The following is a 13,225-nucleotide window of genomic DNA, read 5'->3' as shown; positions in this document are numbered from 1 at the left end:
GTCAGTCGCTTTGCAGCATAGCCTCCAGCTGTTCCTGGGCGTCCAGCCATGCCATTTCACACTCTTCAAGCCCGGCTTTCGCGCTGGCCTGCGCCTGTAAACAGGCGGTGAGTTCGGCTTTGCGGCTCTGGTCGTACAGCCCGCTGTCGCCCAGCTTTTCTTCCGCCGCCGCCTGCTGCGCCTGGAACTTCTCCATCTCTTTTTCCAGACGGGCAATCTCTTTACGCAGCGGCTGCGTCTGGGTGCGCAGTTCCGCTTCGCGGCGCTTCTGATCTTTTCGCGACTGGGCGCTGTTGGCGTTCTCTTTCGCGCCTTCGGCAGGCTGGTTTTCCAGTTTCTGGATGTCGCTCAGCCACTGCTGATAATCTTCCAGATCGCCGTCGAAGGCCTCGACTTTACCGCCGTGCACCAGATAAAACTCATCGGTGGTGGAGCGTAACAGGTGACGGTCGTGCGACACCACCACCAGCGCGCCTTCGAATTCGATCAGCGCTTCGGTGAGCGCCTGGCGCATATCCAGATCCAGGTGGTTGGTCGGTTCATCGAGCAGCAGCAGGTTAGGGCGCTGCCAGACGATGAGCGCCAGCACCAGACGGGCTTTTTCACCGCCGGAGAAGCGACCGGTGACTTCGCTGACTTTATCGCCCTGGAAACCGAAGCCGCCGAGGTAATCGCGCAGCTTCTGCTCCAGCTCCTGCGGCGCAATGCGCGCCAGGTGCTGGATTGGGGATTCATCCGCGCGTAAAAATTCCAGCTGATGCTGGGCGAAGTAACCCAGCTTGATACCTTTCGCCAGACCAATCTCACCGCTTATCGGGTTTAGCTCGCCCGCCAGTAATTTGATCAGCGTCGATTTACCCGCGCCGTTACGCCCCAGCAGACCGATGCGCGAACCGGGAACCAGGTTGAGCTTGATGGAATCAAGAATGGTGCGATCGCCATAACCGGCGCTGACCTTTTCCATTTTCAGCAACGGATTCGGCAGGCTTTCAGGGGCGCGGAAGCTGAAGTGGAACGGGTTATCCACGTGCGCCGGGGCGATAAGCTCCATGCGCTCCAGCATTTTCACGCGGCTTTGCGCCTGTTTGGCTTTGCTGGCTTTGGCTTTGAAACGATCGATAAAGCTTTGCAGATGCGCCACCCGCGCCTGCTGGCTTTCGTAAGTGGCCTGTTGCTGGGCAAGGCGCGTTGCGCGCTGGCGCTCGAAAGCGCTGTAGTTGCCGGTGTACTCGAACATATTTTGCTGTTCGATATGAATGATTTTGTCCACCACCGGATCGAGGAAGTCACGGTCATGGGAAATCAAAATCAGCGTGCCCTGATAGCTTTTCAGCCATTTTTCCAGCCAGATTACCGCATCAAGATCGAGGTGGTTGGTGGGTTCATCGAGCAGCAGTAAATCGGAACGGCAAATCAGCGCCTGCGCCAGGTTAAGACGCATACGCCAGCCGCCGGAGAAGTCGCTGACCGGGCGCTCAAGCTGTTCATTCGAAAAACCGAGGCCGTGCAGCAGGCTTGAGGCGCGGGAGCGGATGGTCCAGGCGTCGATGGCGTCGAGCTTGCCGTGCACCGTGGCAATGGCATGACCGTCGTTACGTTCGTTGGCTGCGTTGAGCTCGGCTTCAAACTGCCGGTACTGGCGGTCGCCGTCAATCACGTAATCCAGCGCGGGTTCGCTCAGCGCCGGGGTTTCCTGATTAACCCACGCCAGCTGCCAGTTTGCCGGATAGGTGAAGCTGCCGCCGTCGGCGCTGAGTTCGTTTTTTAACAGCGCCAGCAGCGTGGATTTCCCGCAGCCGTTTTTTCCCACCAGCCCGACCTTCTGGCCGGGATTGATGGTGGCAGTGGCATTGTCCAGCAGGACGCGTACGCCGCGACGAATTTGTAACGAGGAGAAAACAATCATAGAGCGCCGTTATGTTCCGACTATATTAATTTGTCATTATGATATTTTAGGGTAGTGGGCAATGTGCCGCACCGGGGCGCCATGGTAGCCCAAAACAAAGCCTGGACACAAAATCATTAGAATGACGTGCACGACGCCCGGGAGGGGAATGATGCCACCAACAGCGAAAGTATTGCTGTTATATGCCCATCCGGAATCCGGAGATTCGGTCGCCAACCGGCTCTTACTTAAACCGGCAACGCAGCTTAATAATGTCACCGTGCATGATCTCTATGCACATTATCCTGATTTCTTTATCGATATTCCCCATGAGCAGGCGTTGCTGCGCGAGCATGATGTGATCGTGTTCCAGCATCCCCTCTATACCTACAGCTGTCCGGCGCTACTGAAAGAGTGGCTGGATCGCGTACTGAGCCGCGGCTTTGCCAGCGGGCCGGGGGGAAATCAGCTGGCGGGAAAGTACTGGCGTAGCGTCATTACGACCGGTGAGCCGGAGAGCGCCTATCGTTATGACGCCCTGAACCGCTATCCGATGAGCGATATTCTGCGCCCCTTCGAACTGACGGCGGCGATGTGCAAAATGCACTGGCTTACGCCGATGATTATCTATCATGCGCGTCGGCAACCGCCGGAGGAGCTGGCGAGCCATGCCAGAGCTTACGGTGACTGGCTGGCGGCGCCTGTCGCCATGGGAGGCCTGTGATGGAAGGTTCCGATCTGTTACTGGCAGGCGTGCTGTTCCTGTTTGCTGCCGTGGTGGCGGTGCCGCTGGCGGCGAGACTGGGCATCGGCGCGGTGCTGGGTTACCTGCTGGCGGGGATTGCCATCGGGCCGTGGGGCCTCGGGTTTATCAGCGATGTGGATGAAATTCTGCATTTCTCGGAGCTGGGCGTGGTGTTCCTGATGTTTATCATCGGCCTGGAGCTAAACCCCTCCAAACTGTGGCAACTGCGACAATCGATTTTTGGCATCGGGGCGGCGCAGGTGTTGCTGAGCGCGGCGATCCTCGCCGGGCTGCTGATGTTGACGGAGTTTTCGTGGCAGGCGGCGGTGATCGGCGGCCTGGGGCTGGCGATGTCTTCGACGGCGATGGCGTTGCAGCTGATGCGTGATAAAGGCATGAACCGCAACGAAGGCGGCCAGCTTGGATTCTCGGTGTTGCTGTTCCAGGATCTGGCTGTGATCCCGGCGCTGGCGCTGGCGCCGCTGCTGGCGGGTAACGCCGATGAACATCTGGACTGGATGAAAATCGGCATGAAAGTGCTGGCCTTCGGCGGGATGCTGGTGGGCGGTCGCTATCTGCTGCGCCCGGTATTTCGCTACATTGCCGGATCCGGCGTGCGGGAGGTGTTTACCGCCGCCACGCTGTTGCTGGTGCTGGGGTCGGCGCTGTTTATGGACGCACTCGGGCTGTCGATGGCGCTGGGCACCTTTATCGCCGGGGTGCTGCTGGCGGAAAGCGAGTACCGTCATGAGCTGGAAATGGCTATCGATCCCTTTAAGGGACTGCTGCTGGGGCTGTTTTTTATCTCCGTCGGCATGTCGCTCAATTTAGGCATTCTTTATACCCATCTGCTGTGGGTGCTGGTCAGCGTCATTGTGCTGGTGGTGGTGAAAGGGCTGGTGCTGTACGGCCTGGCGCGCCTGTACGGACTGCGGCGTTCCGAGCGGATGCAGTTTGCCGGGGTGCTCAGCCAGGGCGGGGAGTTCGCATTTGTGCTCTTTTCGGCGGCGTCATCCCAAAGATTGTTCCACAATGATCAGATGGCCCTGTTGCTGGTGACGGTAACGCTGTCGATGATGACCACGCCGCTGGTGATGAAAATCGTCGATAAACAGCTGTCACGACACTTTAACGGCCCGGAAGATGAAGACGAAGCGCCGTGGGTAGAGGATGATAAGCCGCAGGTGATTGTTGTCGGCTTTGGGCGTTTCGGTCAGGTGATCGGGCGTCTGCTGATGGCGAACAAAATGCGCATCACGGTGCTGGAGCGGGATATCAGCGCAGTCAACCTGATGCGTAAATACGGCTACAAAGTCTATTACGGCGATGCCACGCAGGTGGAACTGCTGCGCTCGGCGGGCGCGGAGGCGGCGAAGTCTATCGTCATCACCTGTAATGAGCCGGAAGACACCATGAAGCTGGTGGAAATCTGCCAGCAGCACTTCCCGCATCTGGCGATCCTCGCCCGTGCGCGAGGCCGTGTGGAAGCGCATGAACTGTTACAGGCGGGCGTGACGCAGTTCTCCCGCGAAACCTTCTCCAGTGCGCTGGAGCTGGGACGCAAGGCGCTGATTACGCTGGGCGTGCATCCCCATCAGGCCCAGCGTGCGCAGCTGCACTTCCGCCGTCTGGATATGCGCATGTTGCGCGAACTGATGCCGGTGCATACTGATACGGCACAAATCTCCCGCGTCCGGGAAGCGCGCCGTGAGCTGGAAGAGATTTTCCAGCGCGAGATGCAGCAGGAGCGGCGGCAGTTTGACGGCTGGGATGAATTCGAGTGAGGCAAAATTATGACAATACGTAAACGCTTTATCGCCGGCGCGAAATGCCCGGCCTGCCAGGCGCAGGATACGCTGGCCATGTGGCGGGAAAATAATGTTGATGTCGTTGAGTGTGTTAAGTGCGGTCATCAGATGCGCGAAGCGGATAAAGAAGCCCGCGAGCATGTTCGCAAAGAAGAGCAAGTGATCGGCATTTTTCATCCGGACTAGCGATATACCCCAGCTTTTTTTATGCTTAAGGGTACACAGGGGCAGAATTCCGTTACAATCTGCGCCAGCAATTTTCCCACGCTCAGGAGATATCATGAAAGTAGCAAAAGACCTGGTGGTCAGCCTGGCCTATCAGGTACGTACAGAAGACGGTGTATTGGTTGATGAGTCTCCGGTGAGTGCGCCGCTGGACTACCTGCACGGTCACGGTTCCCTGATCTCTGGTCTGGAAACCGCGCTGGAAGGTCACGAACCTGGCGACAAATTTGATGTAGCTGTTACCGCAAACGAAGCTTACGGTCAGTACGACGACAACCTGGTACAGCGCGTACCGAAAGATGTCTTCATGGGCGTTGACGAGCTGCAGGTTGGCATGCGTTTCCTGGCTGAAACTGACCAGGGTCCGGTACCGGTTGAAATCACTGAAGTGGAAGACGATCACGTTGTGGTTGACGGTAACCATATGCTGGCCGGTCAGAACCTGAAGTTCAACGTTGAAGTGGTTGCCATTCGTGAAGCAACGGCAGAAGAACTGGCTCACGGCCACGTTCACGGCGCCCACGATCATCATCACGACCATGAACACGGTGACGGTTGCTGCGGCGGCCATGGTCACGATCACGGTCATGACCACGACCACGGTAAAGGTGGTTGCGGCGGTCACGGCGGCTGCGGTTGCCATTAATGCGTTAGCGCTCCGGCGCTATACGATCAAAAAAGCGGGATCCTCCCGCTTTTTTTACGCCTTAATAGTGGGGCGGCGGCGTCTCTTCTGACTGGGACGCGATGTGCGATGGCTGGCTGGCTTTGAGTTTGTCTGCCATCAAACGCAGATGTTCGCGCATTTTCGCCATCTCCAGTTCATGGGCGGTGACCGTGAGGTTGAGTTCTTCGATGGTTATTTCCTGAAAAGCCAGACGACTTTCCAGTTCTGCCAGTCGCGCTTCCAGCGTCATTTCCTGCATCATTCACCTCTTTCGTCGTCGTTGTTATCGGGCCAGGTGGCGGGCGGATTCTACTGAAGTTTACGCCCTCGCGCAGCAACCGGACGTCCTGAAGAAACTAATTTAAACAAAAATAGTCTCAAAAGAAGCGATTATCGGGGAAGTCCATATGTTGATTTTCTCCGCAACGTTTTATAGTACGCTTCTTAATAAGTTAACAAGGGGGATCCCCCCGGCCCTGGAGAAATGGATGAAATCACTGTTAAAAGTAACGCTGCTGGCAACGACGATGGCTGTCGCATTGAATGCTCCGCTGACCTTCGCTGCGGATACCGCTGCGAAAGCCGCACCTGCGGCAGACAGCAAGTCTGCATTCAAAAATGATGACCAGAAATCGGCTTATGCGCTTGGCGCATCGCTGGGTCGTTACATGGAAAACTCCCTGAAAGAACAGGAAAAACTGGGTATCAAGCTGGATAAAGATCAGCTGATCGCGGGTGTTCAGGACGCCTTTGCTGATAAGAGCAAATTGTCCGATCAGGAAATTGAACAGACCTTACAGGCTTTCGAAACGCGTGTGAAATCTTCTGCTCAGGCGAAGATGGACAAAGACGCAGCAGATAACGAAAACAAAGGTAAAGCTTACCGCGACACCTTTGCTAAAGAGAAAGGCGTGAAAACCTCCTCTACCGGCCTGCTTTACAAAGTAGAGAAAGAAGGCACCGGCGATGCGCCGAAAGACAGCGATACCGTAGTCGTGAACTACAAAGGTACGCTGATCGACGGTAAAGAGTTCGACAACTCCTACACCCGTGGCGAGCCGCTGTCATTCCGTCTGGACGGCGTGATCCCAGGCTGGACTGAAGGCCTGAAAAACATCAAGAAAGGCGGCAAAATCAAGCTGGTTATCCCACCGGCGCTGGCTTACGGTAAAAACGGCGTTCCGGGGATCCCGGCTAACTCCACCCTGGTCTTTGATGTTGAGCTGTTAGACATCAAACCAGCACCGAAAGCGGAAGCGCAGGCGGAAGCCGCACCGGCTGAAAAAGCAGCTGACGCGGATAAGAAGTAAGCACGCTGAAAGCCGCCGCCTGAATGGGCGGCGGTTTTTTATTGCAGGGCCGATATATACTCTACCTGACGCGTCTGTGTCCTACAGCGCCGCGGAGTTAATTAACGCTGGCAAGCATTGCCCGCGCTGTATTAACTTAGTTGTCCGTGTAAATGATGAGCCTGCCCTGAAAAGTTAACGACAGGCTCCTGAAAAGGAGTGTTTTTTTTCATGTCCAGGTCGCTATTAACCAACGAAACCAGTGAGCTTGATTTGCTGGATCAACGTCCCTTCGATCAGACTGACTTCGATATCCTCAAATCCTACGAAGCGGTAGTGGACGGGTTAGCGATGCTCATTGGCTCCCACTGTGAAATTGTATTGCACTCGTTGCAGGATCTTAAATGCTCCGCCATTCGCATTGCTAACGGTGAACACACCGGCCGCAAAATCGGATCGCCGATCACCGATCTTGCCCTGCGTATGCTGCATGACATGACCGGTGCGGATAGCAGCGTCTCCAAATGCTATTTTACGCGCGCCAAAAGCGGCGTACTGATGAAGTCTGAAACTATCGCCATCCGCAACCGTAACCAGCGGGTTATCGGTTTGCTGTGTATCAACATGAATCTCGATGTGCCGTTCTCACAGATTATGAGCACCTTTGTGCCGCCGGAAACGCCGGACGTCAGTTCGTCCGTTAACTTCGCCTCCTCGGTGGAAGATCTGGTCACGCAAACGCTGGAGTTCACCATCGAAGAAGTTAACGCCGATCGCAACGTCTCTAATAACGCAAAAAATCGTCAGATCGTTTTGAATCTTTACGAAAAAGGCATTTTCGATATCAAGGACGCCATTAATCAGGTGGCAGACCGTCTGAACATCTCCAAGCACACGGTTTATCTCTATATTCGCCAGTTCAAAAGCGGCGATTTCCTGGGGCAAGAGAAGTAATGCGTTTCGCCATTCTCGTCACAGGCCCTGCCTATGGCACGCAGCAGGCCAGCAGCGCGTGGCAGTTTGCCCGGGCGGTGCTGGCTGCCGGTCATGAACTGGTCAGCGTGTTTTTCTATCGTGAAGGCGTTTATAACGCCAATCAGCTTACTGCCCCGGCCAGCGATGAATTCGATCTGGTGCGTGCCTGGCAACAGTTGCAGACGGAGCATCAGGTGGCGCTGCATATCTGCGTGGCGGCCGCGCTGCGTCGTGGCGTGACGGACGAAACCGAAGCCCGCCGTCTGGGACTGTCCGGCGCGAATTTACAGCCGGGCTTTGTGCTGAGCGGCCTGGGCTCGCTGGCAGAAGCCGCGCTGACCTGCGATCGAATGGTGCAATTCTGATGAAATCTGTCGCTTTTGTGTTTAAGACTGCGCCGCACGGCTCAGCGGCAGGACGGGAAGGGCTGGATGCGCTGCTGGCGATGTCGGCGCTGACTGAAGAGATCGGCGTCTTTTTTATCGGCGATGGCGTATTCCAGTTGCTGAAAGAACAGCAGCCCGCTGCGATCCTGGCGCGTGACTACATCGCCACCTTCAAGGTGCTGCCATTATATGACATCGAACAGTGCTGGCTGTGCGCGGCCTCGCTACGGGAGCGGGGCTTATCCGCCTCCACGCCGCTGATCCTGGACGCACAGGCGCTTGAACCGGATACGCTGCGTGCCCGGCTCAATGATTTTGATGTGGTTATGACGTTCTGAGGCCCTTATGCTGCATACCTTGCACCACTCTCCCTGGCAGTGTGATATGACCATGCTACTGCGTACCATGCAGGCCGGGGACGATCTCTTACTTTTGTCCGACGGGGTAGTTGCTGGCATTGAAGGCGGGCATTACCTTGATTTACTGCTGGCCGCCCCCATATCGGTTCATGCGCTCAACGAAGACGTCGTCGCGCGCGGCCTTTCTGGTCAAATTTCGAACAATATTGCCAGGGTTAGCTATACTGAATTCGTCAGCCTGACGGTAAAACATGCCGTTCAGATGTCCTGGTAGTGTGGATCGCTGTATATTTCTTGACACCTTTTCAGCACAGCTCTAAAATTCTGCGTCCTCATATTGTATGAGGTCGATTTATTACGTGTTTACGAAGCAAAAGCTAAAACCAGGAGCTATTTAATGGCAACAGTTAACCAGCTGGTACGCAAACCACGCGCTCGCAAAGTTGCAAAAAGCAACGTGCCTGCGCTGGAAGCATGCCCGCAAAAACGTGGTGTATGTACTCGTGTGTACACTACTACCCCGAAAAAACCGAACTCCGCACTGCGTAAAGTTTGCCGTGTTCGTCTGACAAACGGTTTTGAAGTGACTTCCTACATCGGTGGTGAAGGTCACAACCTGCAGGAGCACTCCGTGATCCTGATCCGTGGCGGTCGTGTAAAAGACCTCCCGGGTGTTCGTTACCACACCGTTCGTGGTGCGCTCGACTGCTCCGGCGTTAAAGACCGTAAGCAATCACGCTCCAAGTATGGCGTGAAACGTCCTAAGGCTTAATGGTTCTCCGTTAAGTAAGGCCAAACGTTTTATATTAATGTCAAACTAAACTCTTTGAGTTTTGGACAATCCTGAATTAACAACGGAGTATTTCCATGCCACGTCGTCGCGTCATTGGTCAGCGTAAAATTCTGCCGGATCCTAAGTTCGGATCAGAACTGCTGGCTAAATTTGTAAATATCCTGATGGTAGATGGTAAAAAATCTACTGCAGAATCCATCGTCTACACTGCTCTTGAGACCCTGGCTCAACGTAGCGGTAAAGGCCACCTGGAAGCGTTCGAAGTTGCTCTCGAAAACGTGCGTCCGACTGTAGAAGTTAAGTCCCGTCGCGTTGGTGGTTCAACTTATCAGGTTCCAGTTGAAGTACGTCCGGTTCGTCGTAATGCTCTGGCAATGCGTTGGATCGTTGAAGCTGCTCGTAAACGCGGTGATAAATCCATGGCTCTCCGCCTGGCGAACGAACTTTCTGATGCTGCAGAGAACAAAGGTACTGCAGTTAAGAAACGTGAAGACGTTCACCGTATGGCAGAAGCCAACAAGGCGTTCGCACACTACCGTTGGTAATCCCTTCGGAGTATTAGTCACCAGGCGGGCGCTTCATAAAAGCTGCCCGCTTTGGGCTACTTAAATTGAACGCCAAAGGCAATAGAGGAATCAAATGGCTCGTACAACACCCATTGCACGCTACCGTAACATCGGTATCAGTGCGCACATCGACGCCGGTAAAACCACTACTACCGAACGTATTCTGTTCTACACCGGTGTAAACCATAAAATCGGTGAAGTTCATGACGGCGCAGCAACTATGGACTGGATGGAACAGGAGCAGGAGCGTGGTATCACCATTACCTCCGCTGCGACTACCGCATTCTGGTCTGGTATGGCGAAGCAGTATGAACCGCATCGCGTAAACATCATCGACACCCCGGGCCACGTTGACTTCACCATCGAAGTAGAACGTTCCATGCGTGTTCTTGACGGTGCTGTAATGGTTTACTGCGCAGTTGGTGGTGTTCAGCCGCAGTCTGAAACCGTATGGCGTCAGGCAAACAAATACAAAGTTCCGCGTATTGCGTTCGTTAACAAAATGGACCGCATGGGCGCTAACTTCCTGAAAGTTGTTGGTCAGATCAAATCCCGTCTGGGCGCGAACCCGGTTCCGCTGCAGCTGGCGATTGGTGCTGAAGAAGGCTTCACCGGCGTTATCGACCTGGTGAAAATGAAAGCCATCAACTGGAACGATGCCGACCAGGGCGTGACCTTCGAATACGAAGACATCCCTGCGGACATGGCTGACCTGGCTGAAGAATGGCACCAGAATCTGATCGAATCTGCTGCTGAAGCTTCTGAAGAGCTGATGGAAAAATACCTGGGCGGCGAAGAGCTGACCGAGGAAGAAATCAAATCTGCTCTGCGTCAGCGCGTTCTGAACAACGAAATCATCCTGGTAACCTGTGGTTCTGCATTTAAGAACAAAGGTGTTCAGGCGATGCTGGATGCGGTAATTGATTACCTGCCAGCACCGACAGACGTACCGGCAATCAACGGTATGCTGGACGACGGTAAAGACACGCCGGCTGAGCGTCACGCAAGTGATGACGAGCCGTTCGCTGCTCTGGCGTTCAAAATTGCTACCGACCCGTTCGTGGGTAACCTGACCTTCTTCCGCGTGTACTCTGGCGTGGTTAACTCCGGTGATACCGTAGTGAACTCCGTGAAAGCTGCTCGTGAGCGTTTTGGCCGTATCGTTCAGATGCACGCTAACAAACGTGAAGAGATCAAAGAAGTTCGCGCGGGCGACATTGCTGCGGCAATCGGTCTGAAAGACGTGACTACTGGTGATACCCTGTGTGATCCGGAGCATCCGATCATTCTGGAACGTATGGAATTCCCGGAGCCGGTAATCTCCATCGCCGTAGAACCGAAAACCAAAGCTGACCAGGAAAAAATGGGTCTGGCTCTGGGCCGTCTGGCTAAAGAAGACCCGTCTTTCCGCGTATGGACTGACGAAGAATCTAACCAGACTATCATCGCTGGTATGGGTGAACTTCACCTGGACATCATCGTTGACCGTATGAAGCGTGAGTTCAACGTTGAAGCTAACGTGGGTAAACCTCAGGTTGCTTACCGCGAAGCGATTCGCGCGAAAGTTACCGACATTGAAGGTAAACACGCTAAGCAGTCTGGTGGTCGTGGTCAGTACGGTCACGTTGTGATCGACATGTACCCGCTGGAGCCGGGCTCAAATCCGAAAGGTTATGAGTTCATCAACGACATTAAAGGTGGTGTGATTCCTGGCGAATACATCCCGGCCGTTGATAAAGGTATCCAGGAGCAGCTGAAGTCTGGTCCGCTGGCTGGTTATCCGGTAGTAGATCTGGGCGTGCGTCTGCACTTCGGTTCTTACCATGACGTTGACTCCTCTGAACTGGCGTTTAAACTGGCTGCGTCTATCGCCTTTAAAGATGGCTTTAAGAAAGCAAAACCTGTTCTGCTTGAGCCAATCATGAAGGTTGAAGTAGAAACGCCGGAAGAGAACACTGGTGACGTCATCGGTGACTTGAGCCGTCGTCGTGGTATGCTGCGCGGTCAGGAATCTGACGTGACTGGCGTTAAGATCCACGCTGAAGTTCCGCTGTCTGAAATGTTCGGATATGCGACTCAGCTGCGTTCTCTGACCAAAGGTCGTGCATCATACACGATGGAATTCCTGAAGTATGATGATGCCCCGAACAACGTTGCTCAGGCCGTAATTGAAGCCCGCGGCAAATAAGCCCAGGTTTTAAAACATTGATCCCGTGCTCCCTCCTTGAGGGGGGAGCACTATAGTAAGGAATATAGCCGTGTCTAAAGAAAAATTTGAACGTACAAAACCGCACGTTAACGTGGGCACCATCGGCCACGTTGACCACGGTAAAACTACTCTGACCGCTGCAATCACTACCGTTCTGGCTAAAACCTACGGTGGTTCTGCTCGTGCATTCGACCAGATCGATAACGCGCCGGAAGAAAAAGCTCGTGGTATCACCATCAACACTTCCCACGTTGAATACGACACCCCGACTCGCCACTACGCACACGTAGACTGCCCGGGCCACGCCGACTATGTTAAAAACATGATCACCGGTGCTGCTCAGATGGATGGCGCAATCCTGGTTGTTGCTGCGACTGACGGCCCGATGCCGCAGACCCGTGAGCACATCCTGCTGGGTCGCCAGGTAGGCGTTCCGTTCATCATCGTGTTCCTGAACAAATGCGACATGGTTGATGACGAAGAGCTGCTGGAACTGGTAGAGATGGAAGTTCGTGAACTGCTGTCTCAGTACGATTTCCCGGGCGACGACACCCCGATCGTACGTGGTTCTGCACTGAAAGCGCTGGAAGGCGAAGCACAGTGGGAAGAGAAAATCATCGAACTGGCTGGCTACCTGGATTCTTACATCCCGGAACCAGAGCGTGCGATTGACAAGCCGTTCCTGCTGCCTATCGAAGACGTATTCTCCATCTCCGGCCGTGGTACTGTAGTAACCGGTCGTGTAGAGCGCGGTATCGTTAAAGTGGGCGAAGAAGTTGAAATCGTTGGTATCAAAGATACTGCGAAATCAACCTGTACTGGCGTTGAAATGTTCCGCAAACTGCTGGACGAAGGCCGTGCTGGTGAGAACGTTGGTGTTCTGCTGCGTGGTATCAAACGTGAAGAAATCGAACGTGGTCAGGTACTGGCTAAGCCGGGTTCCATCAAGCCGCACACCAAATTCGAATCTGAAGTTTACATTCTGTCCAAAGATGAAGGCGGCCGTCATACTCCGTTCTTCAAAGGCTACCGTCCGCAGTTCTACTTCCGTACAACTGACGTGACTGGCACCATCGAACTGCCGGAAGGCGTTGAGATGGTAATGCCGGGCGACAACATCAAAATGGTTGTTACCCTGATCCACCCGATCGCGATGGACGACGGTCTGCGTTTCGCAATCCGTGAAGGCGGCCGTACCGTTGGCGCGGGCGTTGTTGCTAAAGTTCTGGGCTAATTGCCGCTGAGCTTAACCTTTCGGGGTTAATGTGACATGAATGCCAGCCACTTATGTGGCTGGCATTTTTTTTGCCTGTTTATT

15 protein-coding genes are annotated in these 13,225 nt (G+C 54.4%); 13 read left to right on the top strand and 2 right to left on the bottom strand.

The window, feature by feature from the left end:
• Position 1 precedes the first annotated feature (1 nt).
• Positions 2–1,906 (bottom strand): ABC transporter ATP-binding protein, encoded by a 1,905-nt coding sequence (locus QRD42_RS03285; protein WP_321988170.1) that lies wholly within the window; start codon positions 1,904–1,906, stop codon positions 2–4.
• 151 nt (positions 1,907–2,057) lie between these two features.
• Between QRD42_RS03285 and kefG the strand changes: the two genes are divergently transcribed.
• The 4 genes from kefG (at position 2,058) to slyD (ending at position 5,309) form a co-directional block, all read left to right on the top strand.
• A complete protein-coding gene (gene kefG / locus QRD42_RS03280) occupies positions 2,058–2,609 on the top strand; it encodes a glutathione-regulated potassium-efflux system ancillary protein KefG (protein ID WP_321988728.1) in 552 nt (183 codons plus the stop codon).
• Positions 2,609–4,414, top strand: a complete 1,806-nt coding sequence (gene kefB, locus QRD42_RS03275) for a glutathione-regulated potassium-efflux system protein KefB (protein ID WP_321988169.1) — start codon at positions 2,609–2,611, stop codon at positions 4,412–4,414. Before kefG ends, kefB begins: the two co-directional genes overlap by 1 nt.
• 9 nt (positions 4,415–4,423) lie before the next feature.
• The gene (locus tag QRD42_RS03270) at positions 4,424–4,624 is read left to right on the top strand and encodes a YheV family putative zinc ribbon protein (RefSeq protein ID WP_072571278.1); all 201 of its coding nucleotides are present in this window, start codon (positions 4,424–4,426) and stop codon (positions 4,622–4,624) included.
• A 94-nt stretch (positions 4,625–4,718) separates the two neighbouring features.
• Complete coding sequence (gene slyD, locus QRD42_RS03265) at positions 4,719–5,309, top strand: peptidylprolyl isomerase (RefSeq protein ID WP_072571279.1); 591 nt, start codon at positions 4,719–4,721, stop codon at positions 5,307–5,309.
• A gap of 61 nt (positions 5,310–5,370) precedes the next feature.
• On the opposite strand, the gene QRD42_RS03260 is transcribed toward slyD, so the two are convergent.
• Positions 5,371–5,589 (bottom strand): protein SlyX, encoded by a 219-nt coding sequence (locus QRD42_RS03260; RefSeq protein WP_072571280.1) that lies wholly within the window; start codon positions 5,587–5,589, stop codon positions 5,371–5,373.
• 229 nt (positions 5,590–5,818) lie between these two features.
• On the opposite strand from QRD42_RS03260, the gene fkpA reads away from it, so the two are divergent.
• The 9 genes from fkpA (at position 5,819) to tuf (ending at position 13,141) form a co-directional block, all read left to right on the top strand.
• Positions 5,819–6,640 (top strand): FKBP-type peptidyl-prolyl cis-trans isomerase, encoded by an 822-nt coding sequence (gene fkpA, locus QRD42_RS03255; RefSeq protein WP_072571281.1) that lies wholly within the window; start codon positions 5,819–5,821, stop codon positions 6,638–6,640.
• 210 nt (positions 6,641–6,850) lie between these two features.
• On the top strand, positions 6,851–7,573 hold the full coding sequence (locus tag QRD42_RS03250) for a transcriptional regulator (RefSeq protein ID WP_072571282.1): 723 nt from the start codon (positions 6,851–6,853) through the stop codon (positions 7,571–7,573).
• Positions 7,573–7,959, top strand: a complete 387-nt coding sequence (tusD, locus tag QRD42_RS03245) for a sulfurtransferase complex subunit TusD (RefSeq protein ID WP_072571283.1) — start codon at positions 7,573–7,575, stop codon at positions 7,957–7,959. The genes QRD42_RS03250 and tusD overlap by 1 nt, the downstream gene beginning before the upstream one ends.
• Positions 7,959–8,318 carry a sulfurtransferase complex subunit TusC gene (gene tusC, locus QRD42_RS03240; protein ID WP_072571284.1) on the top strand — a complete coding sequence of 120 codons (360 nt, stop codon included), beginning with the start codon at positions 7,959–7,961 and terminating at the stop codon, positions 8,316–8,318. Before tusD ends, tusC begins: the two co-directional genes overlap by 1 nt.
• Before the next feature lie 7 nt (positions 8,319–8,325).
• Positions 8,326–8,613 (top strand): sulfurtransferase complex subunit TusB, encoded by a 288-nt coding sequence (gene tusB, locus QRD42_RS03235; RefSeq protein WP_072571285.1) that lies wholly within the window; start codon positions 8,326–8,328, stop codon positions 8,611–8,613.
• Between the two features lie 123 nt (positions 8,614–8,736).
• Positions 8,737–9,111 carry a 30S ribosomal protein S12 gene (gene rpsL, locus QRD42_RS03230; protein WP_003023654.1) on the top strand — a complete coding sequence of 125 codons (375 nt, stop codon included), beginning with the start codon at positions 8,737–8,739 and terminating at the stop codon, positions 9,109–9,111.
• 95 nt (positions 9,112–9,206) lie between these two features.
• Positions 9,207–9,677 (top strand): 30S ribosomal protein S7, encoded by a 471-nt coding sequence (rpsG, locus tag QRD42_RS03225; protein WP_072571286.1) that lies wholly within the window; start codon positions 9,207–9,209, stop codon positions 9,675–9,677.
• A gap of 94 nt (positions 9,678–9,771) precedes the next feature.
• A complete protein-coding gene (gene fusA, locus QRD42_RS03220) occupies positions 9,772–11,886 on the top strand; it encodes an elongation factor G (RefSeq protein WP_072571287.1) in 2,115 nt (704 codons plus the stop codon).
• Between the two features lie 70 nt (positions 11,887–11,956).
• Complete coding sequence (gene tuf / locus QRD42_RS03215; protein ID WP_105310573.1) at positions 11,957–13,141, top strand: elongation factor Tu; 1,185 nt, start codon at positions 11,957–11,959, stop codon at positions 13,139–13,141.
• The last annotated feature ends 84 nt before the right edge of the window (positions 13,142–13,225 follow it).

The organism is Enterobacter sp. PGRG2 (assembly GCF_030291195.1).
Classification (GTDB): Bacteria; Pseudomonadota; Gammaproteobacteria; order Enterobacterales; family Enterobacteriaceae; genus Enterobacter_D.
This window is presented reverse-complemented; position numbering and strand designations above follow the sequence as displayed.

Excerpts from the sequence above, each read along its gene's own strand:
- QRD42_RS03285 (WP_321988170.1), bottom strand. The coding sequence starts at position 1,906 with ATGATTGTTTTCTCCTCGTTACAAATTCGTCGCGGCGTACGCGTCCTG.
- kefG (WP_321988728.1), top strand. The coding sequence starts at position 2,058 with ATGCCACCAACAGCGAAAGTATTGCTGTTATATGCCCATCCGGAATCC.
- kefB (WP_321988169.1), top strand. The coding sequence starts at position 2,609 with ATGGAAGGTTCCGATCTGTTACTGGCAGGCGTGCTGTTCCTGTTTGCT.
- QRD42_RS03270 (WP_072571278.1), top strand. The coding sequence starts at position 4,424 with ATGACAATACGTAAACGCTTTATCGCCGGCGCGAAATGCCCGGCCTGC.
- slyD (WP_072571279.1), top strand. The coding sequence starts at position 4,719 with ATGAAAGTAGCAAAAGACCTGGTGGTCAGCCTGGCCTATCAGGTACGT.
- QRD42_RS03260 (WP_072571280.1), bottom strand. The coding sequence starts at position 5,589 with ATGCAGGAAATGACGCTGGAAGCGCGACTGGCAGAACTGGAAAGTCGT.
- fkpA (WP_072571281.1), top strand. The coding sequence starts at position 5,819 with ATGAAATCACTGTTAAAAGTAACGCTGCTGGCAACGACGATGGCTGTC.
- QRD42_RS03250 (WP_072571282.1), top strand. The coding sequence starts at position 6,851 with ATGTCCAGGTCGCTATTAACCAACGAAACCAGTGAGCTTGATTTGCTG.
- tusD (WP_072571283.1), top strand. The coding sequence starts at position 7,573 with ATGCGTTTCGCCATTCTCGTCACAGGCCCTGCCTATGGCACGCAGCAG.
- tusC (WP_072571284.1), top strand. The coding sequence starts at position 7,959 with ATGAAATCTGTCGCTTTTGTGTTTAAGACTGCGCCGCACGGCTCAGCG.
- tusB (WP_072571285.1), top strand. The coding sequence starts at position 8,326 with ATGCTGCATACCTTGCACCACTCTCCCTGGCAGTGTGATATGACCATG.
- rpsL (WP_003023654.1), top strand. The coding sequence starts at position 8,737 with ATGGCAACAGTTAACCAGCTGGTACGCAAACCACGCGCTCGCAAAGTT.
- rpsG (WP_072571286.1), top strand. The coding sequence starts at position 9,207 with ATGCCACGTCGTCGCGTCATTGGTCAGCGTAAAATTCTGCCGGATCCT.
- fusA (WP_072571287.1), top strand. The coding sequence starts at position 9,772 with ATGGCTCGTACAACACCCATTGCACGCTACCGTAACATCGGTATCAGT.